General features: G+C 62.3%; 19 protein-coding genes. 12 read left to right on the top strand and 7 right to left on the bottom strand.

Features of this window, described 5'->3' with window-relative positions:
* The first annotated feature begins 150 nt into the window (after nt 1–150).
* On the top strand, nt 151–564 hold the full coding sequence (locus P0D73_RS09765) for a rubredoxin (RefSeq protein WP_408431158.1): 414 nt from the start codon (nt 151–153) through the stop codon (nt 562–564).
* A gap of 30 nt (nt 565–594) precedes the next feature.
* Here the strand turns inward: P0D73_RS09765 and P0D73_RS09760 are convergent, their stop codons facing one another.
* Together P0D73_RS09760 and P0D73_RS09755 are read right to left on the bottom strand one after the other, a co-directional pair.
* Nucleotides 595–1,449 carry an oxidoreductase gene (locus P0D73_RS09760; RefSeq protein WP_132379208.1) on the bottom strand — a complete coding sequence of 285 codons (855 nt, stop codon included), beginning with the start codon at nt 1,447–1,449 and terminating at the stop codon, nt 595–597.
* 171 nt (nt 1,450–1,620) lie between these two features.
* Complete coding sequence (locus P0D73_RS09755; protein WP_408431154.1) at nt 1,621–2,550, bottom strand: LysR family transcriptional regulator; 930 nt, start codon at nt 2,548–2,550, stop codon at nt 1,621–1,623.
* A gap of 70 nt (nt 2,551–2,620) precedes the next feature.
* On the opposite strand from P0D73_RS09755, the gene lysA reads away from it, so the two are divergent.
* The gene (gene lysA / locus P0D73_RS09750) at nt 2,621–3,904 is read left to right on the top strand and encodes a diaminopimelate decarboxylase (protein WP_408431151.1); all 1,284 of its coding nucleotides are present in this window, start codon (nt 2,621–2,623) and stop codon (nt 3,902–3,904) included.
* A gap of 24 nt (nt 3,905–3,928) precedes the next feature.
* Here the strand turns inward: lysA and P0D73_RS09745 are convergent, their stop codons facing one another.
* Nucleotides 3,929–4,849: a LysR substrate-binding domain-containing protein gene (locus P0D73_RS09745; protein ID WP_408431312.1), complete on the bottom strand. Its 921-nt coding sequence runs from the start codon at nt 4,847–4,849 to the stop codon at nt 3,929–3,931.
* 121 nt (nt 4,850–4,970) lie between these two features.
* On the opposite strand from P0D73_RS09745, the gene P0D73_RS09740 reads away from it, so the two are divergent.
* Together P0D73_RS09740 and P0D73_RS09735 are read left to right on the top strand one after the other, a co-directional pair.
* Complete coding sequence (locus tag P0D73_RS09740; RefSeq protein ID WP_408431148.1) at nt 4,971–5,738, top strand: transporter substrate-binding domain-containing protein; 768 nt, start codon at nt 4,971–4,973, stop codon at nt 5,736–5,738.
* A 39-nt stretch (nt 5,739–5,777) separates the two neighbouring features.
* On the top strand, nt 5,778–6,893 hold the full coding sequence (locus tag P0D73_RS09735; RefSeq protein WP_408431145.1) for a succinylglutamate desuccinylase/aspartoacylase family protein: 1,116 nt from the start codon (nt 5,778–5,780) through the stop codon (nt 6,891–6,893).
* 31 nt (nt 6,894–6,924) lie between these two features.
* Here the strand turns inward: P0D73_RS09735 and P0D73_RS09730 are convergent, their stop codons facing one another.
* From P0D73_RS09730 to P0D73_RS09720, 3 genes are all read right to left on the bottom strand, one after another.
* A complete protein-coding gene (locus tag P0D73_RS09730) occupies nt 6,925–7,206 on the bottom strand; it encodes a cupin domain-containing protein (RefSeq protein ID WP_408177446.1) in 282 nt (93 codons plus the stop codon).
* Nucleotides 7,207–7,360: 154 nt separating this feature from the next.
* Nucleotides 7,361–9,514: a phosphocholine-specific phospholipase C gene (locus P0D73_RS09725; protein WP_408431141.1), complete on the bottom strand. Its 2,154-nt coding sequence runs from the start codon at nt 9,512–9,514 to the stop codon at nt 7,361–7,363.
* Nucleotides 9,515–9,572: 58 nt separating this feature from the next.
* The gene (locus tag P0D73_RS09720) at nt 9,573–10,052 is read right to left on the bottom strand and encodes a hypothetical protein (RefSeq protein WP_408286191.1); all 480 of its coding nucleotides are present in this window, start codon (nt 10,050–10,052) and stop codon (nt 9,573–9,575) included.
* 45 nt (nt 10,053–10,097) lie between these two features.
* On the opposite strand from P0D73_RS09720, the gene P0D73_RS09715 reads away from it, so the two are divergent.
* The 5 genes from P0D73_RS09715 (at nt 10,098) to P0D73_RS09695 (ending at nt 18,243) form a co-directional block, all read left to right on the top strand.
* The gene (locus P0D73_RS09715) at nt 10,098–12,083 is read left to right on the top strand and encodes an amylo-alpha-1,6-glucosidase (protein ID WP_408431138.1); all 1,986 of its coding nucleotides are present in this window, start codon (nt 10,098–10,100) and stop codon (nt 12,081–12,083) included.
* Nucleotides 12,084–12,134: 51 nt separating this feature from the next.
* Nucleotides 12,135–14,942: an MGH1-like glycoside hydrolase domain-containing protein gene (locus P0D73_RS09710; RefSeq protein ID WP_408177443.1), complete on the top strand. Its 2,808-nt coding sequence runs from the start codon at nt 12,135–12,137 to the stop codon at nt 14,940–14,942.
* Between the two features lie 149 nt (nt 14,943–15,091).
* Nucleotides 15,092–16,702, top strand: a complete 1,611-nt coding sequence (zwf, locus tag P0D73_RS09705; RefSeq protein WP_408431135.1) for a glucose-6-phosphate dehydrogenase — start codon at nt 15,092–15,094, stop codon at nt 16,700–16,702.
* 152 nt (nt 16,703–16,854) lie between these two features.
* Complete coding sequence (locus P0D73_RS09700; protein ID WP_408431132.1) at nt 16,855–17,634, top strand: ROK family protein; 780 nt, start codon at nt 16,855–16,857, stop codon at nt 17,632–17,634.
* Between the two features lie 39 nt (nt 17,635–17,673).
* The gene (locus tag P0D73_RS09695; RefSeq protein ID WP_408431129.1) at nt 17,674–18,243 is read left to right on the top strand and encodes a YbhB/YbcL family Raf kinase inhibitor-like protein; all 570 of its coding nucleotides are present in this window, start codon (nt 17,674–17,676) and stop codon (nt 18,241–18,243) included.
* Between the two features lie 31 nt (nt 18,244–18,274).
* Here P0D73_RS09695 and P0D73_RS09690 read toward each other — a convergent pair whose 3' ends face one another.
* Nucleotides 18,275–19,270 (bottom strand): aldo/keto reductase, encoded by a 996-nt coding sequence (locus P0D73_RS09690; protein ID WP_132379186.1) that lies wholly within the window; start codon nt 19,268–19,270, stop codon nt 18,275–18,277.
* Nucleotides 19,271–19,724: 454 nt separating this feature from the next.
* On the opposite strand from P0D73_RS09690, the gene P0D73_RS09685 reads away from it, so the two are divergent.
* The 3 genes from P0D73_RS09685 to P0D73_RS09675 all read left to right on the top strand — a co-directional run bounded on the left by P0D73_RS09685 (nt 19,725) and on the right by P0D73_RS09675 (nt 23,396).
* Nucleotides 19,725–21,926 carry a TonB-dependent receptor gene (locus tag P0D73_RS09685; RefSeq protein WP_408177439.1) on the top strand — a complete coding sequence of 734 codons (2,202 nt, stop codon included), beginning with the start codon at nt 19,725–19,727 and terminating at the stop codon, nt 21,924–21,926.
* A 67-nt stretch (nt 21,927–21,993) separates the two neighbouring features.
* Nucleotides 21,994–22,677 (top strand): Fe2+-dependent dioxygenase, encoded by a 684-nt coding sequence (locus P0D73_RS09680; RefSeq protein ID WP_408177438.1) that lies wholly within the window; start codon nt 21,994–21,996, stop codon nt 22,675–22,677.
* Nucleotides 22,674–23,396 carry a PepSY-associated TM helix domain-containing protein gene (locus P0D73_RS09675; RefSeq protein WP_132379180.1) on the top strand — a complete coding sequence of 241 codons (723 nt, stop codon included), beginning with the start codon at nt 22,674–22,676 and terminating at the stop codon, nt 23,394–23,396. Before P0D73_RS09680 ends, P0D73_RS09675 begins: the two co-directional genes overlap by 4 nt.
* Nucleotides 23,397–23,581 lie beyond the last annotated feature (185 nt).

The following is a 23,581-nucleotide window of genomic DNA, read 5'->3' as shown; positions in this document are numbered from 1 at the left end:
GCCGCCGGCCTGATTGCCGCGATCGTGTTGAACCAGTTCGTCTGATCTCCACGCGAAGCCTCTGCGCGACGCTTCCGACCCATGCCGGCACGTCCCCAAGGAAGTTCTTCCTGGGACGCGCTGCCGGCTTCATCGAAATTCCGATTTGCCATGTACAAGAAGGGCGTAGCCGTAGAAATCCAGTTTTCTCCTGAGCGGCTCAACGACGGCGCGGGCGATCCCTATTGGATCGATCTGACGCAGGCTGAAGCGCAGAGGCTGCTGGAAAAGTTGCAGGCGCGCCTCGCGGAAACCGGCGTGGGCACGGCCGCGCCGTTGGTGGTCAGCCTCGATGACACGCCGGCTTCGTACGCGGCTGATGCGCCGCACGCGGCGGAGCCTGCCGCTTCGGCGGACGACTTCAAGCAGTGGGTCTGCGTGATCTGCGGCTGGGTCTACGACGAAGCCGCAGGTTTGCCGGAGGAGGGCATCGCGCCGGGCACGCGCTGGGCGGACGTGCCGGCCGACTGGCGCTGCCCGCTTTGCGACGTGGGCAAGGAAGATTTCGCGTTGGTCGAGTTTTAAGCCCGGCCAACGGACAACATACGCCTAAGCTCAGCCCGCTCCTTCCGGAAAATCCGCCCCCAGCGTGGTGGCTTCCCACGCATCGAAATCGCCGCGCATGAAGTCCAGCTTCTTGCGCGCCAGTTCAAGCGCGGTCTTGCCGAGCAGCAACCGCAGCGGCGGTGTGTCCGACAGCGCGGCGTCGATAATGGCCTGCGCGGCGCGCACCGGGTCGCCTGCCTGTTTGCCGCTGCGCGCCTCGGTCTGCTTGCGGCGCTCGCCGGCCGTGGCAGCATAATCGTCGATTACCGTGGCCGATTGTTTGATCGACGGACCCGCCCAGTTCGTGCGGAACGGTCCCGGTTCGACGATCAACACGTCGATGCCGAGCGGCTTCACCTCCGTCGCCAGCGATTCGGATAGACCCTCCACCGCATATTTGGTGGCGTGGTAATAGCCGGTCGCCGCGAAACTCGTGATACCGCCGATCGACGACACATTGACGATCAAGCCGCTGTGCTGCTCACGCATGATCGGCAAGACTGCCTTCGTGATGTCGACGAGGCCGAACACGTTGGTTTCGAACATGGCGCGGACTTCGTCGTCCTCGCCTTCCTCGATCGCGGCCAGATAACCGTAACCCGCGTTGTTGACGAGCGCGTCGATGCGGCCGAAACGCTGCTTCGCTTGCGTTACGACTTCGTCGATCTGCATGGGGTTGGTCACGTCGAGTGGCAGAACCAGTGCGCGATCGCCGTGGGCTTCGGCGATATCTTTCACTTTCGACGCGTCGCGTGCGGTCACCACCGCGCGCCAACCGCGCTCCAGCACCAGCTTCGCCAACTCGCGGCCGAAGCCGGTGGAACAACCTGTGATCAGCCAGACGGGATTGTCTCGATTCATCATTTGGGAAACTCCTGTTGATGGTCTACGACATATAAAAACTCATGCGGCGCGAAGGCGCTGTGCGTCGTTCGCGTCCGCAATCGGTGTGCTGCTGTGTTTAGCTTGAAGCGTGCCCGGATTCTTTCGGTGGAGGTCGGCGATTGCCCGCGCGTTGATTCGCGAACAAAGCGCTCACTGCTGCTTGCGTCCGGTGTGGGATTTCAATTGTAGCCGCAGCGCGGCGGCTTCGCTTTGCAACGCTCGAACGAACGCGCCGGCCAACGGATGACCCGGACGATGCTCCGGCTGAATCACGCTCACGCGGAACGGCAACGACACGGCGAGCGGCCGGATATGCAGATGGCGACCCACGAAATCGAGGGCTGTCAGCGGATTGACGATCGCGAGGCCAAGCCCTTGCCGCACGAAACTGCACACGGAGACGGCAGTGGGTGTCTCGACGATCTGGCGGCGCGCGATTCCCGCTTGCGCGAAGGCCTCGTCGATCTGAATCCGGTACGGATCGTTCGACGACAGGCTGATGAACGGCTGATTGGCGAAATCCTTCAATGCGATTACTCGCTTGCCGAGCAATGGATGCTCGTCGGGCAGCACGCACACTTCATCCACTTCGAGCAACGGCGTCAGACGCGTGCCCGCCGGCGGCGCGCCGTGTTCGGTCAGGCCGAGATCGTAGCGCTGCGCGGTCAGCCATTCCTCGAGAAACGGCGACTCCTGGGTCGCGATCGACAAACTTGCGCCCGGTTGCGCGTCGTGAAAGCGCTTCGCCGCGCCCGGCAGGATCGAATGCGAAAACGCGGGCAACGCGATGACGGAAAGCTGGCCGCCCTGGAATTCGCGCAGGCTCGCAGCGGTGGACGCCACACGTTCGAGTCCGACATACGCGCGCTTGATCTCGTCGAACAAGGTGAGCGCGGACAAGGTGGGACGCAATCGGCCATTCGTGCGCTCGAACAATGCAAAGCCAATGCTCTCTTCCATGCGCGCGAGTTCGCGGCTCACCGTGGGCTGCGAGGTGAACAGCATCTCGGCCGCTTTGGTGACGCTGCCCGCGGTCATCAGCGCGCGGAAGACTTCGATATGCCGATGTGTAAGCGCCATGGTGGGTATATCAGAAGTGAATGGGCATGCCAAGAATTGGTATTTTACTGAATGACGCGTTTTCCGCATCATGTCGCTCACACCAACGCTTCGACATCAAGAGACGGGAACCGTGACGCCATTCAATCCACAACAACTCGTCAGACTCGCCCACGAGCACGGCACGCCGCTGTGGGTCTACGACGCTGACGTAATCCGCACACGCATTGCCGAATTGCGCAGCTTCGATGTGATCCGCTATGCGCAGAAAGCGTGTTCGAACCTGCATATCCTCAAACTGATGCGCGAGGAAGGGGCGATGGTCGACGCGGTCTCGTTGGGTGAACTCAAACGCAGCCTCGCGGCAGGCTTCACGCCTGATGTCGATCCCGAAGGCGTCGTGTTCACGGCGGACCTGATCGATCATGCGACGCTCGCCACCGTGATCGAGCATCGCATTACAGTCAATGCGGGCTCGCTCGATATGCTCGAACGGATAGGACGGCATGCGCCCGAAGGTCATCGCGTGTGGCTGCGAATCAATCCGGGCTTCGGTCACGGGCACAGCAACAAGACCAACACGGGCGGCGAGCATAGCAAGCATGGCATCTGGCTCGACGATGTGCCGCACGCGGTCGAGCTGATCCGGCGTTATCGCCTGAAGCTGGTCGGGCTGCACATGCATATCGGTTCGGGCGTCGACTATGGGCATCTGTCGCGCGTTTGCGATGCGATGGTCGAAGCCGTGAAGGGCCTGGGCCACGATATCGAAGCGATTTCCGCGGGCGGTGGTTTGTCAGTGCCGTATCGCGAAGGCGAGCCCGATATCGACGTCGCGCACTACTTCCGGCTTTGGGACGCGGCGCGCCGGCAGATCGAAGCGCATGTCGCGCATCGCGTGAGGTTGGAGATCGAACCGGGCCGCTTCCTCGTCGCGCAATCGGGCGTGCTCGTCGCGGAAGTTCACGCGTTGAATCGACGCCCCGCGCAGCAGTTTGCTTTGGTCGATGCCGGATTCAACGATCTCGTACGGCCATCGTTTTACGGGAGTCATCATGAGATGACGGTGCTGAAGCGCGACGGCTCGCCGAGCGAAGCGCCGGTCGATTCGTTCGCAGTGGCCGGGCCGCTGTGCGAAGCCGGCGATGTCTTCACACAAGCCGCAGGCGGCGTCATTACGAACCGCTCAATACCGATGCCCGAAGTGGGCGACTTCATCGTGTTTCACGATGCAGGCGCGTACGGCGCGTCGATGTCCTCGAACTACAACAGCCGGCCGCTTGTGCCCGAGGTGTTGCTCGAGCATGGCAAGCCGCGATTGATCCGCAGGCGGCAAACGGTCGACGAGTTGCTCGCGCTCGAAACATCGGCCTGATTTCAGCGCCACCTCAATGCCGCGTCAACGCGCCCGAACCGTGCGCGTATACGAAGCGATCATCGTGGCGAGTTCCTGCGCGGCGGGCGTGAGCGGAATGGCCGCGCGCTGGAGCAGGCAGACGTTCTGTTCGACCGCGCGCTCGCGCACTGGAATGGCGGTGAGCGTGCTCGCAAACGGTCCGCGCTTGACCACGATGGACGCTTCCAGCGACAGGCAATCCGTCGCGCTCACCAGATGCAGCGTTTCGTACAGGCCTTCCACTGTCGCGACGATTTTCGGCGGCGGCAGGCCGTGGCTTTCGAACAGATGGTTCAGGCGGTTGATTTGCGGATCGTCCGTGAGATTCGGCGAACGCGTGGCCACCCACGTGCAATCGACCAGTTCGGCCAGCGTGGTCGCACCAGCTTTCGGATGCCCTTGGCGGCAGACGATCACCGGATCGGACGGATACAGCGGCGTCACCGAGAGATCGGCGGTATCCGTGTGCTTCGATACCAGCGCAACCGCGAAATCCAGCGTGCCTTCGCGAATCCACGAAATCATCATACGCGAAGTGCCGGTTCGCAGATGCACCGCGACCCGCTCGAAGCGCGTGCGAAATTCCATCAGCACCGGCGCAAACGCGTCGATCAGCGGTTCGGTGGTCATGCCGAAGGTGACCTCGCCGACGTAGTCGCCGCGCAGTTGCTGCACTTCCTGCTCGGCGCGTTCGCATTCGCCGATAATCGCGCCGGCGCGCTGCAACAGCCGCTGGCCGAGCGCGGTCAGCGCGATGCCACGATTCGTGCGGGTGAACAGGGTCGCGCCGAGCATCGATTCGAGATTCTGCAGCTGCTGCGTGATGCCGCTCTGCGCGATGCCGAGCGCCCGCGAGGCCGCGCGGATGCTGCCATGCTCGGCCACGGCGGTGAACGCGCGGAGCTGGGAGATCGTCAACGCCATGAGGGCTGCCGTCCGGTGATCGGTAAAAGTGATCATGATAGTCCGAATGGGACTTCTTTGAGGCGCGGACGCGGCATAGGATAGCTCGGTCGTCATTCGCCCACCCACACTTCGTGCTCCCATGAAAATTCCGTTGATGATCTTGAGCGCCGCGCTGGCTTTCAGCAGTGGCGCGTCTGCCGCTGAGCCCACCACGCTGCGCCTCGGTATCGACCCGAGCTATCCGCCGATGGACGCCAAGGCGCCCGACGGCAGCTTCAAAGGTTTCGACGTCGATCTCGGCAATGAAATCTGCAAGCGCATCCACGCGCGCTGCCAGTGGGTTGAACTCGAATTTTCGGGGATGATTCCGGCGCTGCAGGCGCGCAAGATCGACGCGATCCTTTCGTCGATGGCGATCACGGAGAAGCGCGAGCAACAGATTCTGTTTTCGTCGAAACTCTTCCAGTTCAAGTCGCGGCTGATCGCGCGGCAAGGTTCGGCGCTCGCGGGCGGCACGAATGCGCTGGCGGGCAAGCAGATCGGCGTGCAGTCGGGCACGCAGTTCGAGGGCTATGCGCTGAAGAACTGGGCGCCGCTCGGCGCGCATGTGGTGGCGTACAAGAGTCAGGACGAAGTGTTCGCCGACTTGCAGAACGGGCGACTCGATGGCGCGTTGCTCGGTTCGGTGGAAGCGGACATCGGTTTCTTGCGTACGCCGGCGGGCAAGGGCTTTGCGTTCGTCGGCGAACCGCTTTCGATGGGCGATCGCGGCGTGGGCATCGGCTTGCGCAAGGACGAGACCGCGGTGCAGGCTTCCGTCAACGCGGCGATCGCCTCGATGCTCAAGGACGGCACGTACGCGCAGATCGCGAAGAAGTACTTCGACTTCGATCCGTACGGCAATTGATTCTTCGACCTCCGACTTCTCTGCTACAGACTCCCGCTCATGAACAGGCAATCGATTCCGCTTCTCTCGTCGGCTATCGGCACGCACCGCGAACTGGTGTCGTTTCATTTCGGCCCGGCGAATAGCGGGCAGAAGATTTATATCCAGTCGTCGCTGCATGCCGATGAAACGCCCGCGATGCTGACAACCGTGTTGTTGAAACGTCGTTTGCTCGAACTGGAAAAGCAAGGCGCGCTGAACGCGGAAATCGTGCTGGTGCCCGTGGCGAATCCGGTCGGGCTCGGGCAATACGTGCTCGGGCAGTTTCTTGGCCGCTTCGATCTGGGCAGCGGGAAGAACTTCAATCGCCACTTCCTGCAGTTCTCGAAGCTGGTCGCGCGAGCTAAAGAAACGCTGGGTTCCAATGCAGCCGAGAACGTGCGGCTAGTGCGAACGTTGATTGCCGAGGAATTGACCGATCAGAAACCGTTGACCGAGTTCGAATCGCTGCAACTGGCGTTGCTGCAACTCTCGTTCGATGCGGATGTGATTATCGATCTCCACTGTTCGCTCGAAGCGGCCATGCATCTCTACACCAGCGAGGCCGCGTGGCCGGAGTTCGAGCCGTTGTCGCGCTATCTCGGCGCACAGGCGTCGTTACTCGCCACCAATTCAGGCGGCGAATCGTTCGATGAAACACACAGCCTGTTGTGGTGGAAATTGCAGCAGGAGTTGCCGGCCGATAAGCCGGTGCCCAACGGTGCGATCGCCGTGACCGTGGAATGCCGCGGGCAGCGCGACGTGTCCTATGAAGTCGCTCAGGAAGATGCCGACGCGCTTGTCGATTATCTGGTGTGGCGCAAGGCGATCAAGCTCGATGCCAAGCCCTTGCCGGAGCTACTGTCGCCTGCCACGCCGCTCGCCGGCAGCGAGCAGTTCTATGCGCCCGTAAGCGGGATTCTGATTCATCGCGCGAAGATCGGCGATACGATTCGCGTCGGCCAGGCGCTGTTCGATATCGTCGATCCGCTGACCGACGAGACCACGACGATCGCCAGCAAAACCGAAGGTGTGCTTTACATGCGGCGCGCGATTCGTTTCGTGACGGCGGGCGCGCCGCTCGGGCGTGTGACGGGTACGCGGCCCTTCAGGACTGGGGTTTTGCTGGGCGCCTGATGCTTTTCTTTCTACAGGCGCGTACTGTCATTCAGGCCGCGCCTGACTGCTTCCTTCCCACCAGATACGTCACACCATTCGGACCAAAGCGCTCCGCATGCGGCTTGTTCGCCGGCAAGTTGAAGACGTCGCCGACGCGATACGCCCGCACTTCGTCGTCCATGCGTATGCTCATTTCGCCTTCCAGGATCAGGGCCTTGGCTTCGAATGGATGCTCGTGAATTTCCATCTCGACGTTGGCCTCGCGCGTGACAACCACGGCGTCAGGGAAGCCTTCTTTCGTCAGGCTTTCGATGAATGCGTTACGGTCCATGATGTGCCCATCAGCAGGAAGTGGCGAAGAATGAATGTAACGCTATCCGCCATTTCGTGCAGGACGTCTTGCGCGACCACAACCTGCGCTGAGCTACGGTCAAGCGCGCCGCCGAGGCGGCCGCCTGACCGAAGCCCTTTACCTTCACCCGCCCTTAGTTCACCACCAACACCGGCGCAACCGCCGCCGGATCGCTAATGCTCGGCCGCCCATTCTCGACGTGACCCGCAAGACGGCGCGAGAAGCTGGTGTCGTCATGACTCGTCACCGTCAAGTCGTACCAGTGATGGCTCGACGCCAGCACCCACGCTTCTTCGATATGCGCGCCGGCCGGCACCAGCACCGGACGCGGGCGCGCGCCGTACGCGTTGTCCGTCACCGTCAGACGCGCAATGCCGCTGCCCTTGTTGCTGAACTTCAGGAACACGTTGCCGTTCGCGGCGTCGTATTGCACCTTCACTTCCGGTTCCGCCGGTTTGTTGTTGCCGCGGCCGGCGGCGATCTGCGCGTTCTGCGCCGTCGACTGTTGCGTGTTGCCCGCAAACTTGCGCACGAAGCCATTCGGGCCGAACACTTCGAAGGTGTACACGCCGTTGGTCATCGTCAGATCGAACGTCTCATTGATCGACTTGCCCGCTTCGACGGTGTAACGCCACGGACCGTCCGTGCGATTCGTCGCGTACATATAGAAGTGCGCGCCTTGATCGCCGGTGTTGCCGATCGAGATCTCGAACGTGTTCTTCTTCTCGTTGGCCTGGCCATTCACATGCAACTCGTACGGCAACGCGCGCGCGAAACGAATACCGCTTTCCTGCGGATCGATAGCGCCCGGCGTCGCGGGCACGGTCGGCTTCGGCTGCGTTGCGCACTGATTGTCGGCGATGCTCTTGTAATTGCTCGTGTCCGGCAGCGGCGGCACTTTCGAGTCCGGCGTGCGGAAGTCGAAGGCCGTGGTCAGGTCGCCGCACACCGCGCGGCGCCATGCCGTAATGTTCGGCTCATACACGCCAAAGCGCGCTTCGATGAAGCGAATCACCGACGTGTGATCGAACACCTGCGAGCAGACAAAACCTCCTTTGCTCCAAGGCGACACGATCGTCATCGGCACGCGCGGGCCGAGGCCGTACGGCAGGCCGTCGGCGGTGTAGCTGCCGCCGCGCTGCGGATTCACCACGTTGTGAATTTCGCCTTCGGTGCTGACCGTCGACTTGCCTTGCGCGCCGGTCGTCGCCGGTTGCGGCGGCACGAGGTGATCGAAGAAGCCGTCGTTCTCGTCATACATGATGAACAACACGGTCTTACTCCACACTTCGGGATTCGACGTCAACGCATCGAGAATCTGCGAGGTGTACTCCGCGCCGTATGCGGGCGTATAGCTCGGGTGTTCCGAGTACGCGGCCGGCGGGCACAACCACGACACTTGCGGCAGCTTGTTGGCCAGCACGTCGGCCTTCAGGTCGTCGATGGTGCGCACGGTTTGCGCGCGCTCATACAACGGCGAACCCGGCTGCGCGTTGATGAAATTCGTGAAGTTCTGCAGGATGTTGGTGCCGTAGTTGCCGTTCAACGGATCGGCGCCGGTCAGCCCCTGCTGGTACACCTGCCACGAAATGCCCGCGGATTGCAGACGCTCCGGGTACGTGGTCCACGAGAGCAACTGATAATTCGGCGGACCGTCGCCGTCGACGAAATCGTTGTTGTCGAGCAGCGGTCCACCCAGCGTGCCGCTCGGATCGACCATGCCGGTCATCAGATACGAGCGGTTCGGGTGCGTCGGTCCCGGCAGCGAGCAGAAGTACGCGTCGCAGATGGTGAACGCATCAGCCAGCGCGTAGTGGAACGGAATGTCGCTGCGCAGGTGATAGCCCATCGTCATGTCGGTCTTGTTGGCGGGCCACTGGTCGTAGCGGCCGCCGTCGATCGCGGCGTGAGTCTTGTACCAGGAGTGATCCAGATCGCCGACGCATTGCGCGCTGGTGGTCGCCGTGTTCAGATGGAACGGCAGAACCGGCTGGGTCGGATCTTCCTTCGACGGCTGATACCACACCGGCTTGCCGTTCGGCAGCGGAATCGGGAAGCGGTCGTTGTAGCCACGCACGCCGCGCATATGGCCGAAGTAGTGGTCGAACGAGCGGTTCTCCTGCATGAACACGACGATGTGCTCGACATCGCGGATCGTGCCGGTGCGCGAAAACGCGGGAACGGCGAGCGCATTGCGAATCGACTCGGGCAGCGCGGTCAGCGCGGCAGCAGCGCCGGCGGATGAAGCCACGGTCTGCAGGAAACGGCGACGGCTAGTTGATGTCATCGAATATCACCTTCTGCGGGGGGAAGAATAGCGCGCCACGCGCGCCGGTGGAATTAGGTCAGTTGCTGCTGGCGCTGTCGCCGGGTGCGTAATGCATGACAGGCGCGACTTGCTGGTTGTCCGCGGCGAGACTGGCTTGCATGTTCTGCGTGATTGGATCGGAGGCCGCTGCCGGGTCTGCTGCGAGCGTTGAGGATGCGTTGAGGATTGGCGTCGCGGGCGCTGCCGCCGCATTCGGCGCGGCGTCGTTGTTCGCAGCGGCCGGCGTTGTCGATGCTGCCGACGGCGCGGAATCATCCGCACCGCAACCGCTCAACGCTAAAGTTGCAAGTGCAACCAAAACGGCACTCGCGAGGCGTTTGTTTTGTCCCATGTCTACATCCGGTTTCGTGAAAGCGGATGCAGTGTCTAATCCTTTCAAGAAATAATTGTGAAACGTTTGCGAGTGGTAAAACTTGCGTTGATAAGTCGGTTTTTCGAAAGAAAGTGGAAAGTGATAAGTAGGAGAATGGTCACCGCGGCGCCTTATGCCTGACATTCAGGCGCGCTGAAAAATGGACGGCTTTGCTCAACCGATAAGTTCATGACACACATCGAACAACCCTTCGACATCACGCGCCTCGAAGACGAATGGCTGGAAGCGGACGGCTTCGGCGGTTTCGCGTCGGGCACGGTGGGTACGCTGCGCACGCGCCGCTATCACGCGCTGCTGCTCACCGCGACGCGCGCGCCAGGCGGGCGCGTGGTGCTGGTCAACGGCGTGGAGGCGTGGCTCGAAGCGAACGGCGAGCGTTATCCATTGAGCATGCAGCGGTACGTGCCCGACTTGATTTATCCGGACCTGACAGCGAGTCTTGCCGCGTTCGATACGAAGCCATGGCCAACGTGGCGTTTTCAGATCGCTGCGCAACTAGTGGTGACCGCTGATGTGTTCGTCAGCAAGACGACCCGCGAAACTGTTTTGCGCTGGCGCCTGGACGGTGGTGCTGGAGTCGCTTCTCAAGCGAGCACGCTGACATTGAAAGTCAGGCCGCTGCTGTCGGGCCGCGACTATCATGCGCTGCACCATGAAAACGCCGCGTTCAACTTCAACGCGCAGACGAGCGACGACCAGGCCAGCGTAAATTGGCAACCCTACGGCGACCTGCCGGTAATCCACGCCGCGACGAATGGCGTCTACGCGCACGCGCCCGATTGGTATCGCAACTTCTGCTACGTTCGCGAGCGGGAACGCGGCCTCGACTTCAGCGAGGATCTCGCCACGCCCGGCGTGTTCAGCTTCAATCTCGCCGATGGCGAAGCGGTGATGATTCTCAGCGCTTCAGGCGCCACGAGCGGAACGCAACCGGCGAACGCAAGAGCGGCAGCCATCCACGCAGCAGAACTCGCGCGCATCGAACAACAACGCCGCGACGCGCTCGGCTCACGCCTGCAGCGCTCCGCCGACGCCTACGTCGTGACGCGCAACGAAGGCCGCACGATCCTCGCGGGTTTTCCGTGGTTCACCGACTGGGGCCGCGACACCTTCATCGCGATGCGTGGCTTGCTGATCGCATCGGGCCGGCTCGACGACGCCGAAGCGATCCTGCTTGAATGGTCGAGTACGTTGTCGGAAGGCATGCTGCCGAATCGCTTCCCCGACTATGGCGACACGCCGGAATACAACTCCGTCGACGCATCGTTGTGGTTCATTGTCGCCGTCCACGACTATCTGGCGACGCATCACGCGAGCGCTGCAACGCAGCAGCGGCTGCAGCAGGCCAGCGAATCCATCCTCACGGGCTACACGAAAGGCACGCGCTTCAACATCCGGGCGTCAGCCGACGATGGCCTGCTGAGCGCCGGCGTACCCGGCGTGCAACTCACGTGGATGGATGCGAAAGTCGGCGACTGGGTGGTGACGCCGCGCATCGGCAAGCCGGTCGAGGTGCAAGCACTTTGGATCAACGCATTGCGCATTGCAGCAACGTGGAATCCGCAGTGGCAGCCGGCCGCTGAGCGAGCGTTGCAAGCGTTTCATGAACGCTTCGTCGATCCGTCCACGCAAGCGCTTTTCGACAACGTGGACGTCGACCACGTTAAAGGCGCGATAGATCGTGCGATCCGGCCCAACCAGATCTTTGCCGTAGGCGGCCTGCCGTTTTCATTGCTGGAGGGCGCACCGGCGCGCGCGGTGCTCGATCAGGTGGAAGCGCAGTTGCTCACGCCGCTGGGACTGCGGACGCTCGCGCCGTCCGATCCTGCCTATCGCGGACACTACAACGGGTCTCCACTCGAGCGCGATGGCGCCTATCATCAAGGAACCGTGTGGCCGTGGCTGCTCGGCCCGTTCGTCGAAGCGTGGCTGCGAGTCCACGGCGGCGCGGCGGATGCCCGTATGCAGGCGAAAACGCGTTTTCTCGACCCGCTCTACGCGCATCTCGACCACGCCGGTCTCGACCATCTCTCCGAAATCGCCGACGGCGATGCGCCGCACGCACTCGCCGGCACGCCGTTTCAGGCGTGGTCGCTGGGAGAGTTGCTGCGCATTGAACACCTGCTTGCCGGGTTGGCGACCGCGGGTGCCTAAACCGCGCTACGATGTGTGTCCCACCGCCAAGCCCGATGCAAGGATGTAGTCATGCCACCGCTGCGCGCTGCCAATCTGCTCGCCACCATTGAAGGTTCACGGCTGCATTCGGCCGACTGTGCGCATTGGCAGCGCTGGGGGCCGTATCTCAGCGAGCGTCAATGGGGCACCGTGCGCGAGGATTACAGCCCGGACGGCACCGCCTGGGACTATTTTCCGCACGACCATGCGCGCAGCCGCGCGTATCGCTGGGGTGAGGACGGCATTGCCGGTTTCGGCGACGACAAGCTGAGCTGGTGCGTTTCGCTCGCGCTATGGAACCGCAAGGACGCGATCCTGAAGGAGCGTCTGTTCGGCGTCACGAATGCGCAGGGCAATCATGGCGAGGACGTGAAGGAGCTGTACTTCTACGTCGACGGCACGCCGACGCATTCGTACATGCGCATGCTCTACAAGTATCCGCAAGCCGCCTTTCCGTACGACGACCTCGTTCAGGAAAACGGGCGCCGTGGCGGCGACATGCCGGAGTACGAAATTCTCGACACGGGCGTGTTCGACGATTTGCGCTACTTCGACGTGCAGGTGGAATACGCCAAACACGCGCCGGACGACATTCTCATGCGCGTGACCATCGAGAATCGCGGCGATCAGGCGGCCTCGCTGGATGTGCTGCCGCAAATCTGGGCGCGCAATTCATGGTCGTGGAAGGAGAGCAAGGACAAGCCCTCGCTCGTCGCCGGCACGGACCACAATGGCGAGGTGCATGTGGTCGGGCATCAGCATGGCCATGAGCCGATTGTCGTTACCGCCTGGTCGAAAGACGCACCGCAGCTGACGTGGCTCTTCTGCGAGAACGATACCAACGTCAAGCGCCTCTTCAACATGGACGGCGCGGGCCCGTTCAAAGACGGCTTCAACGATTACCTCGTGCACGGCGATGAACAGGCGATTCGCCGCGACGCGGGCACCAAGGCCGGCGCGCATGCGGCGATCGAGCTCGAACCATATGGACGCGCCGTGGTGTACATGCGCTGGCGTCCGCAGTCGAGTCCTGACGACGTGCAGCTCGATGCCGACGCGATCTTCGCGCACCGCATCGCCGAGGCTGACGAATTTTATGGCGCGCTGCAACACGAGATCACCGACCCCGATGCGCGGCTCGTGCAGCGCCAGGCACTCGCCGGCATGCTGTGGTCGAAGCAGTACTACCAATACGACGTGCAGCGCTGGCTCGACGGCGATCCGCTTCAGCCGACCCCGCCCGCCGGCCGCAAACGCGGCCGCAATATGGACTGGCGGCATCTGTGCAATGCGGACATCGTGTCGATGCCCGATAAGTGGGAATACCCGTGGTACGCGTCGTGGGACCTGGCGTTTCATGCGGCCGCATTCGCGCTGATCGACCCGGCGTTCGCGAAACGGCAGTTGCTACTGCTGGTAAAGGACCGCTATCAGCATCCGAACGGTCAGATCCCCGCCTATGAATGGGCGCTCGGCGACGCCAATCCGCCTGTGCATGCGTGGGCCGCGTGGCGCGTGTATGAAATCGACCGCGCGCTCACCGGCAAGGCGGATCGCGATTTTCTGGAACTCGTGTTCCATAAGCTGTTGCTCAATTTCACATGGTGGGTGAACCGCAAAGACGCCGACGGCCACAATATTTTCCAGGGCGGTTTTCTCGGGCTAGATAACGTCGGGATCTTCGACCGCTCGTCGCCGCTGCCGACCGGCGGCCACATCGATCAGTCCGACGGTACAGCGTGGATGGCCGCGTACGCGCTCGACCTGATGCGTATCGCGCTGGAACTCGCGTACGCTAATCATGTGTTCGTCGACATCGGCGTGAAGTTCTTCGAGCACTTTCTGTATATCGCCGAGGCCGTGAGTTGCGACGACGGCTGCGAAACGGGCCTGTGGGACAACGAGGACGAGTTCTTCTACGACAAGCTGCACCTGCCGGACGGCAGCAGCATTCCTATGCGGTTGCGCTCGATCGTGGGTCTGATTCCGCTATTTGCGGTGCACGTGCTCGAAGAGCGTCTGCATGGCGGCTTGCCGTGTTTGCGCGAACGGCTTGTCTGGTTCCTCGAACATCGTCCCGATCTGGCGAAGCTGGTTTCGCGCTGGAACGAGCCGGGCAAGGGCAATGCGCTGCTGCTCTCGCTATTGCGCGGGCATCGCATGAAAGCGTTGTTGCGCCGCGCGCTCGATGAAAGCGAATTTCTTTCCGATCATGGCGTGCGGGCACTGTCGCGGTACCACCGCGATCATCCGTTCGTGTTCAATCACAACGGCGACAGTTTCACGGTGAAGTATTTGCCGGCCGAATCCGATACGCGTGTGTTCGGCGGCAATTCGAACTGGCGCGGTCCGGTGTGGATGCCGGTGAACTATCTGTTGATCGAGTCGCTATACGAATTTCACCGCTATTACGGTGAGGACTTCAAAGTCGAGTATCCGACCGGCTCGGGCGAGAAGTTCTCGCTGAGCCACATCGCCGACGAACTGGCGCGCCGCTGCACTACGCTGTTTCTTAAGAACAAGGACGGCGAGCGTCCGGTCATGGGCGCTTATCCGCTGTTGCAGGCCGACCCGCGTTCGCGCGATCTGATCCTGTTCCATGAGTATTTCCATGGCGATAGCGGACGCGGCGTGGGCGCTTCGCATCAGACCGGCTGGACCGGGCTGGTCGCGTTGCTGTTGCAGCCGCGCGCGATGAGCGCGTCGGGCAATGTGCCGCTGGCGGGTGAACCGGATCAGGCGCCGATTCCGACTTCACCTTCGGCGCAGGCCACAGCGCCTGCGCGCCCGGCGGAGCCCGCGTCTGTCCCCGAGCCGGCGCACGCATCGGCGAAGTAGTGCGCGGCGGCGCAAGCGAGTGAGGTTGCACAAGCCATGCAACGTCGCATAGTGAACAGGTTGCGTGGCTGTTTTTGAACTGTGTGGGTTCAAGCGTGGTCTTTCATGTACCGCCACGTCCGTTCCATTGGTTTCCAAAAGTGAATCCCATGTCGACTACATCGAATACCCCAGCAGCCGATCGCCCCGCCGCCAGTCAACAACCGAGCTGCAAAGTCAGCGCGAGCCCGCAGGAAGCGCCCGCCTCGCCGCCCGGCAAGCGGCCCGCGCCGCCGTGTACGCTGGTGATCTTCGGCGCCGGCGGCGACCTGACCAAGCGGCTTTTGATGCCGGCGATGTACAACCTCGCGGTGGATGGCCTGCTCGACGACGGCATGAAAATCATCGGTGTGAATCATGGCGAGCGCGAGACGAGCGTGTGGCGCGAAGATCTGCACAAGTCGCTCGAACAGTTTGCCGCCGACAAAGCCAGCACTTTCCACGCCGGCAAGCTCGACGACAAGGCTTGGGACTGGGTCGCGCGACGCCTCGAATACATGGCCGGCGAATTTGAAACCGACGATGTCTTCACGAAGCTCAAGCAAAAGCTCGAGCAGACGCCCGGCGCCAACGTGATCTTCTATCTCGCGGTCAGCGCGCGCTTTTTCAAACCGATCGTCGAGCATCTCGGCAAAGCCGGTCTACTGAAAGAGGGCGACAGCGGCGGCGGTTTCCGCCGCATCGTGATCGAGAAACCGTTCGGCACCGATCTCGCCTCGGCGCGCGATCTGAACGCGCATATCCTGTCGTACGCGAAAGAGACGCAGGTGTATCGCATCGATCACTTTCTCGGTAAGGACACCGTGCAGAGCATTCTCGCAGTGCGCTTCGCCAACGCGCTGTTCGAACCGATGTGGCGGCGCGAATATATCGACAGCGTGCAGATCACAGCGGCGGAAACCATCGGCGTGGAAGGGCGCGGCAAGTTCTACGAACAGACCGGCGCGTTCCGCGACATGCTGCCGAACCATCTGTTCCAGCTGCTCGGCATGGTCGCCATGGAGCCGCCCAATTCGTTCGACGCCGAAGCCGTGCGCGACAAGAAGGCCGAAATCTCCGACGCGATCAAGCCGCTGACGCCGGACGATGTCGTGTTCGGTCAATACGAAAAGGGTCCGGCCGGTGTCGGCTATCGCGAGGAACCGGACGTCGCGCCGGACAGCACGACGGAAACGTACGCCGCGGCGCGCGTGTTCGTCGAGAACTGGCGCTGGGCCGGCGTGCCGTTCTATCTGCGCACCGGCAAACGGTTGGCCGCGCGTCGCACGGAGATCTCGGTGCAACTGAAGCCGGTGCCGTTCCGCCTGTTCCGCGACACACCCGTCGATGCGCTCACGCCGAACGTGCTGACCTTGCGCATCGATCCGGCTCACGGCACGAGCTTCGACTTCAACGTTAAAACGCCGGGGCCGGTCATGCAGATCGGCGCGGTGCAGTCGTCGTTCGACTATGCCGACTTCTTCGCGGAACGCGCCAACGTCGGCTATGAGACGTTGCTCTACGACTGCATGCTCGGCGACGAGACGCTGTTCCAGCGCGCCGACAGCATCGAAACGAGCTGGTGCGCGGTGGACGACGTGCTGCATCCGAAAGCCGGCGGCGCGATGCCGGTGCATGGTTATGCGGCCGGCAGCGAAGGCCCCGCGGAAGCAGACGCGCTATTGGCGCGCGACGGTCACGCATGGCGGCCGTTGAAAAGGGATGCTGTGCAGAAGAAGTAATTCAACGAGTCGCACCAACACAATCGGGGGACACCGTGGTGACACGCAAGACGACACCTAAGACGGCAGGCAAGACGGCTAGCAAGACGACCCGCAAGGCACCAGGCAAGACGCCAAGCAGGACGACACGCAAAACGTCAAGTAAGACGAAAGTGACCGCCAGCACCGAGCGGATTCTGGCAATCGACGTCGGCGGTACCGGCTTGAAAGCCGCGATCATCGACGCCGACGGCAAGATGAAAACCGAGCGCCTGCGGGTGGCGACGCCACATCCGTGCACGCCGGATCAACTCGTCGACGCGCTGGCGAAGCTGGTTGCGCCGCTCGTCGAACAGGAGCCGCCTACGCTGATGTCGATCGGCTTTCCGGGCGTGGTGCGCAACAACCGCATCCTGACCGCGCCGCACTTCGGCGTGGAAGGCTGGCACGACATTCCGCTCGCCGATTCGCTGGCGCAGCGCCTGGGCGGCTTGCCGGTGCGCATGATCAACGACGCCGAAATGCAGGGCTTCGCCGCGATAGAAGGCCACGGCCTCGAATTCGTGCTGACGCTCGGCACGGGCGCGGGCACGGCGATGTTTCGCGACGGCGAGCTGATGCCCCATCTGGAACTCGCGCATCATCCGGTCAGCAAGAAGGGCGTGGCGTACGACGAATACATCGGCGACGCGGCACGTGAAAAAGCCGGGAATAAACGGTGGAACCGGCGCGTTGAGAAGGTGATCGGGATTCTGGACGCGCTGGTGAACTACGACAAATTGTGGATCGGCGGCGGCAACGCGGCGCGCCTCACGATCGATCTGCCAGCGAACACGGCCACCGTTTCGAACGATGCCGGTATCGAAGGCGGCGCGCGTTTATGGCATCCGAGGTCCGTGCGTGAGACGCGGCAATTGCCGGAAGCGAATGAGCGGACGGGCCGCTTCAAGTGAGGTTGGACCACCACTGAACCCTAGCCGGAGTAACAAACGATGATTCGCAGCGGTCGCTTCAGCGTCGCACGACGCCTGTTATCGGTCGGCGTGTCTGCCGCGCTGGCGCTTGCCGCGGTGCATGCCCGAGCGGCAGAAGTCTTCGTGGTGACGTCACCGGGTTTGGCCGACGGCGGCACGCTGGATTCGAGCCACGCGGCGAGCGCGAACAATTGCGGTGGCGGTAATGTGTCACCGGCTCTGCAATGGCGGAATGCGCCAGCCGGCACGAAGAGTTATGCGGTGACCCTGTTCGATCCCGACGGCGGAAAGGGTCTGGGAATCGTGCACTGGGTGCTATATGGCGTCGCGCCCTCGACGACCTCGCTCGGCGCGGGCGGCAGCCAGCCGCCCGGCAGCGTCGCCGGCACGAATCGGACGGGCGGCACGGGATATTACGGACCATGCCCGCCAGTGGGGGACAACCCGCATCACTACGTCGCGCAGGTCTATGCGCTCGATCTGCCGCCGGATGCGCTGCCGCCCGGTTTGACGCGGGACGCGTTGTTCGCCGCAATCAAGGACCACGTGATTGCGGCGACGAGTACGGTGCTGCGTTACGGGCGATGAACGCGGCGGCCGTTGCGACAGACGACTACGCTTATCGCGCCGCGTCACCCCAACGGTATTCAATGCTGGCTTCATCGAGCTGCGTCTTGATCTGCTCATCGAGCACGAGCTCGGACGCAGCGAGCGTGTCGCTCAATTGCTCGGCGCGGCTCGCGCCGATAATCGCCGACGTGACGAGCGGATTCGCCAGCACCCAGGCGAGCGAAACGCGCGTCAGCGATTCGCCGGTCGGCGCCACGATCGCTTTCAATTGCTCGATCGTCTCGAACTCGCGCTTGTGCCAATACCGTTGCTGATACATCGCGCCGGCCTTGCCGACGGTTTCGGTGAAACGGCCGGACGTCGGCGCGGCATCCAGTTGGTGCTTGCCTGTGAGCAGGCCGCCCGCGAGCGGGTTGTACGGCATCACGGCCAATTGCTCCTCGGCCGCGAGCGGCAACAGTTCGCGCTCGATCTGGCGGAACAACAAGTTATAACGAGGTTGCACGGAGACGAAGCGCGCCGCGCGCAACACATCGGCGCGGCCCAAGGCGCGCGCCAGCCGGTAAGCGAGAAAGTTCGACACGCCGATATAGCGCGCCTTGCCTGATCGCACGATCACGTCCAGCGCCTCGAGCGTTTCGTCGAGCGGCGTATTCGCGTCGTCGGAGTGGAGCTGGTAGAGGTCCACGTAATCCGTGCCGAGACGTTGCAACGAGGCGTCGATTGCATTCAGCAGATGTTTGCGCGACGCGCCTTGGTCCCACGCCGACGGCCCCATCTTGCCCACCGCTTTCGTCGCCAGAATGAAGTGCTCGCGCTTGCCCTTCAGCCAGCGCCCGACGATCTCCTCCGTGCGGCCGGCAATGTTCTCGCCGCCACCGAGCGGATACACATTCGCCGTGTCGATGAAGTTCACGCCGGCATCCGCCGCCGTATCGAGAATGCGATGGGAAACATCTTCTTCGGTCTGCAAGCCAAAGGTCATCGTGCCGAGACACAGGCGTGACACGGTCAGGCCGGTGCGGCCGAATTTGCGGTATTGCATGGTCAACTCCGGGAATGAACGGAACAGTTCGATAGGCAGTGTTGCAAAAAGGATAAACGGAGTCGGGATTTAGTGCCGGCAGCGGGCACTGGCAGACGTTATTAAATTGAAAGCTTTCCGGCAGCTTCTTTTTTACTTTCGAGCTCAAAAGCCTTTCGTTTCAACATATAAGACATTACAGAAATGTAATAAATAGGCCTGGCAGAGGCGCGAAAAATTACAAATGCCATACATTCGTAAAAAATAGAAACAATTCTGTTGCTAGGGGTAAGGCGTGTCGCGATTGATGCGGTTTTATGCGTGTGGAATGATAGCGATTCTCATTTAACCAATAGCCAGCCATCCCGTCGTTTGTGCCTTGCGCACGAGACCGGCAGCCAGCCAATTGCGACTTTGTCATCGATTCCATCTCAGGTATGCGAATCCGGCAAGCGCATCTCCGACGGGAATTCCCATGTTCAACCACACGCCGCTTGCGACCGCGTTAGCGTTAGCTTTTGCCGTTCCCTTTGCGACTCCGGCGGTCGCGCAGACTGCTCCGCAAACCACTTCGCAGCCACCGGCCGCGAATGCAAATGCGACGACGACGACCACCGCGACCGACAGCGGCACCTTGCCGACCATCGGCGTGGCGGCGCAGGCTGAACAACAGGACTTCCAGGCGGAGCGTTCGACGGTGGGTGCAAAGACGCCCACGGCGCTGCGCGATATTCCGCAGACCGTCACCGTCATCAACAAGGCCGTGCTGCAATCGCAAGGCGCCACTTCGTTCCAGGACGCGCTGCGCAATGCGCCGGGCGTGACGATCGGCGCGGCTGAAGGCGGCCAGATCGGCAACAACATCAACCTGCGCGGCTTCACCGCGCAGAACGACATCTATCTGGACGGCTTCCGCGATCGTAACCAGTACTATCGCGACACGTTCGACCTCGACGAAATCGAAGTGCTGTACGGCCCGTCGTCGATGCTGTTCGGCCGCGGCTCGACGGGCGGCGTGATCAACCAGGTCAGCAAGAAGGCGAACCTGCATGACTCGGCCGAAGTCACGGGCATGATCGGCACCGACGACAAATATCGCAGCACCGTCGACGTGAACCATAAGCTGACGGATACCTCGGCGATTCGCCTGAACGCGTTCGGCCAAAGCCTCGGTTCGACGCGCGACGAGATGAAGAACAAGGACTACGGTATCGCGCCGGAAGTGCGCTTCGGAATCGGCACGCCGACCGAAGTGACGATCTCCGCGCTGATCCAGCACAACTACGACATGCCGGACTACGGTGTGCAGGCGTTGAACGGCCGCCCGTCGCCGGTGCCTAAGAACACGTTCTACGGCCTGACCACCGACCGCACGATCCAGGACGTGCAGACCGTCACTGCCGCGATCAAGCACAAGTTCTCGGACAACCTGATCCTGACGAACCAGACGCAGTTCTCGCACTCGATGACCGACGCGCGCGAAACCGCGCCGCAAGCGGTATTGACGGGCCCGCTCGCTACCAGCCCCGCGTTGAGCAACGGCAATTTCACGACGCTGTCGCCGTCGCAACTGTTCATCAAGTTGCAAAGCCACGACCGTGTGATCCAGAACCACTCGCTGTACAACGACACGATGCTCCAATACAAGTTCGTCACTGGCCCGATCAAGCACGACCTGATCGCCGGTGTCGATCTCGGTCACGACAGCTATTCGAACCAGGCTTACACCCGTAACAACTTGCCGGTCGTGACGATGGTGAACCCGGCGTATCTGTCCAACCCGGCCGGTGTGACCACCACGGTCGGCAACTACGCCGATTCCGGCGCGAACGAAATTGGCGCGTACGTGAACGACACCGTGTCGATCGGCCAGCAGTGGAAGGTGGTCGGCGGTTTGCGCTGGGATCGCTTCCAGGCGCAGATCCACAACTCGATCAGCCTGCCGAGCTATGCGACGCAGACCAACTTCTTCACCAGCGTGCGCGCCGGCGTGATCTATCAGCCGACCGACTGGCAGTCGTACTACGTGTCGTACGGCACGTCGTTCAATCCCTCGCTCGAAGCGCTGACGGTGACCAACCTCACGCAGAACCTTGCGCCCGAGTCGACCAAGTCGTACGAAGTCGGCGGCAAATGGGATCTGCTCGGCGGCAATCTCTCGGTGACGTCGTCATTCTTCCGCGAAGAAAAGACCAACGCGCGCACGCAGGTCTCGCCGACCGAATACGAACTCGACGGCGACATCCGCGTCGACGGTTTCCAGGCGGGCGTGACGGGCCACATTACCGACAAGTGGCAAGTGTTCGGCGGCTACACCTACATGGACGCCATCATCCTGAAGGCGCGCGACGGTACGCAAGGGCACGTGCCGGCCAACACGCCGCGCAACACGCTGATGTTCTGGACCACCTACGCGCTCACGCCGCACTGGGAAATCGGCGGCGGTCCGACCTATATGTCGCCGCGCTACGCATCGAATACGAACTACGTGCAAGTGCCGGGCTACACGCGCTGGGATGCGACCGCTGCGTACCACGCGAAGAAATACGACATCCGCCTGAACCTGCTGAACTTGACCAACAAGTACTACTACGACGCGCTGATTCCGTCGGACGGCGGCCGTTCCGTGCCGGGTATCGGACGTACCTTGCTGGCGACGTTCGACTACCGCTTTTGATATGCGTTGAACGGATGCGTTAGGCTTGCCGTTTTCGAACACGGTAAGCCGACGCAAAGGAAACACCATGTTGCTGCACATTCCGAATGTACTGAGTGCCGAGCAGTTGCGGCTCGTGCGCGAACGGCTCGATCAGGCGGGCGACGCCTGGGTCGACGGCCGCGCGACCGCCGGCTATCAGGGCGCGCCGGTCAAGCGTAATCAGCAGATCGCCGAGCACACGCCGATTGCGCGCGAACTCGGCGACGTGATTCTCGCGTCGATCGAGCGCAACCCGCTGTTCATCAGCGCGGTGTTGCCGAACCAGGTGTATCCGCCGCTGTTCAATCGTTACGAAGGCGGCATGCAGTTCGGCAGTCACGTCGACGGTGCCGTGCGCGTGCTGCCCAACGGCGTGAAGCTGCGCACCGACGTCTCGGTGACGCTGTTCATTTCCGACCCCGCCGACTACGACGGCGGCGAGCTCGTGATCGAAGACACGTACGGCGTGCAGCAGGTCAAACTGCCGGCCGGCGACATGATCGTCTATCCGGCGACGAGTTTGCACCAGGTGACGCCGGTCACGCGCGGCGCGCGGATCGCGAGTTTCTTCTGGGTGCAAAGTCTCGTGCGCAGCGATACGCAGCGCGCGATGCTGTTCGACATGGACACGGCGATTCAACGGCTGAACGCCACCAACGCCGACGATACCGCGCGCCGCAGCCTCGTCGGCATCTATCACAATCTGTTGCGGACCTGGAGCGAGACGTGAGCGTACCCGAGGCAATCGACATTCAATCGCCCGTGGGCATCGACCATGCGACGCGTGAGCCGCGGCGGCTGGATGACGACGAATTGAAAGCGCGGCAGCAGCGCTCGCGCCGCGCCACCTTCGTCAAATGGCTGCGCAAGGTGCATGGCTGGGTTGGCTTGTGGGGCGCGGCGCTGGGTCTGTTGTTCGGCACCACGGGGTTCCTGCTGAACCATCGCGGCGGCCCGCTCAAAGTATCGACCGGCGAGCCGCAAGTGGCGGTGTTGCAGGTGCCGTTGCCGCAACCCGCGCCGGAGTCGCCGCGCGAGTTGGGCAAATGGCTCAAGCACGAACTGAAACTGACGGGCACGCCAGGACGCGTTCAGAAAGAGCCGGCACATCCGGTGGCCTGGGGCGAGCGCAGCGTCGTTCAGCCGGAGCACTGGCAGCTCAACTTCGCTTCGCCGCATGAGAACACGTCCGCCGAGTACTGGGTGGGCAACGGCTATGTGACGGTCAAGCGCAGCGAGAACACGTTTCTCGCGATGATGACGAACCTGCACAAGGGCGTCGGTCTGAGCGTCGGCTGGGTGCTGCTGATCGATACGCTCGCAGGCAGCATCATTTTGCTGTCGCTCACCGGCGTTCTGCTCTGGACGGAGTTGAACAAACGCAAGACCATCGGCGCGGTGTTGGTGCTGGGATCGATCGTCGCCGCGGTGTGTGTGGGCTTGTTGTAAAGACGCTGCGGGCATTGTGTGAGCGAGAAAAACCGGTCGCATGCGGAAGGCATTGCGATCGGGAAATTTGCCTGTCCCAAGGCGCTGCATCAAGGTACGTTTTACCTGCATTTCCGTTTCATTTCGCGGTGTCCCGTCGACCCCGCCCAATCCTCTGCTTAACGTGCAGTCCCACGCCGCGAAAA

This window comes from Paraburkholderia sp. RL18-101-BIB-B (assembly GCF_046026985.1).
Lineage (GTDB): Bacteria > Pseudomonadota > Gammaproteobacteria > Burkholderiales > Burkholderiaceae > Paraburkholderia.
Note: the sequence above shows the minus strand (reverse complement) of the source record. Positions and strands in the feature narration are given on the sequence as shown.

What these genes read in the sequence shown, in the direction of transcription:
- P0D73_RS09725 (WP_408431141.1), bottom strand. Translation starts at nt 9,514, where the DNA reads ATGACATCAACTAGCCGTCGCCGTTTCCTGCAGACCGTGGCTTCATCC.
- P0D73_RS09685 (WP_408177439.1), top strand. Translation starts at nt 19,725, where the DNA reads ATGTTCAACCACACGCCGCTTGCGACCGCGTTAGCGTTAGCTTTTGCC.
- P0D73_RS09730 (WP_408177446.1), bottom strand. Translation starts at nt 7,206, where the DNA reads ATGGACCGTAACGCATTCATCGAAAGCCTGACGAAAGAAGGCTTCCCT.
- P0D73_RS09735 (WP_408431145.1), top strand. Translation starts at nt 5,778, where the DNA reads ATGAACAGGCAATCGATTCCGCTTCTCTCGTCGGCTATCGGCACGCAC.
- P0D73_RS09720 (WP_408286191.1), bottom strand. Translation starts at nt 10,052, where the DNA reads ATGTCAGGCATAAGGCGCCGCGGTGACCATTCTCCTACTTATCACTTT.
- P0D73_RS09765 (WP_408431158.1), top strand. Translation starts at nt 151, where the DNA reads ATGTACAAGAAGGGCGTAGCCGTAGAAATCCAGTTTTCTCCTGAGCGG.
- zwf (WP_408431135.1), top strand. Translation starts at nt 15,092, where the DNA reads ATGTCGACTACATCGAATACCCCAGCAGCCGATCGCCCCGCCGCCAGT.
- P0D73_RS09745 (WP_408431312.1), bottom strand. Translation starts at nt 4,849, where the DNA reads ATGGCGTTGACGATCTCCCAGCTCCGCGCGTTCACCGCCGTGGCCGAG.
- P0D73_RS09710 (WP_408177443.1), top strand. Translation starts at nt 12,135, where the DNA reads ATGCCACCGCTGCGCGCTGCCAATCTGCTCGCCACCATTGAAGGTTCA.
- P0D73_RS09760 (WP_132379208.1), bottom strand. Translation starts at nt 1,449, where the DNA reads ATGATGAATCGAGACAATCCCGTCTGGCTGATCACAGGTTGTTCCACC.
- P0D73_RS09690 (WP_132379186.1), bottom strand. Translation starts at nt 19,270, where the DNA reads ATGCAATACCGCAAATTCGGCCGCACCGGCCTGACCGTGTCACGCCTG.
- P0D73_RS09695 (WP_408431129.1), top strand. Translation starts at nt 17,674, where the DNA reads ATGATTCGCAGCGGTCGCTTCAGCGTCGCACGACGCCTGTTATCGGTC.
- P0D73_RS09680 (WP_408177438.1), top strand. Translation starts at nt 21,994, where the DNA reads ATGTTGCTGCACATTCCGAATGTACTGAGTGCCGAGCAGTTGCGGCTC.
- P0D73_RS09715 (WP_408431138.1), top strand. Translation starts at nt 10,098, where the DNA reads ATGACACACATCGAACAACCCTTCGACATCACGCGCCTCGAAGACGAA.
- P0D73_RS09755 (WP_408431154.1), bottom strand. Translation starts at nt 2,550, where the DNA reads ATGGCGCTTACACATCGGCATATCGAAGTCTTCCGCGCGCTGATGACC.
- lysA (WP_408431151.1), top strand. Translation starts at nt 2,621, where the DNA reads ATGTCGCTCACACCAACGCTTCGACATCAAGAGACGGGAACCGTGACG.
- P0D73_RS09740 (WP_408431148.1), top strand. Translation starts at nt 4,971, where the DNA reads ATGAAAATTCCGTTGATGATCTTGAGCGCCGCGCTGGCTTTCAGCAGT.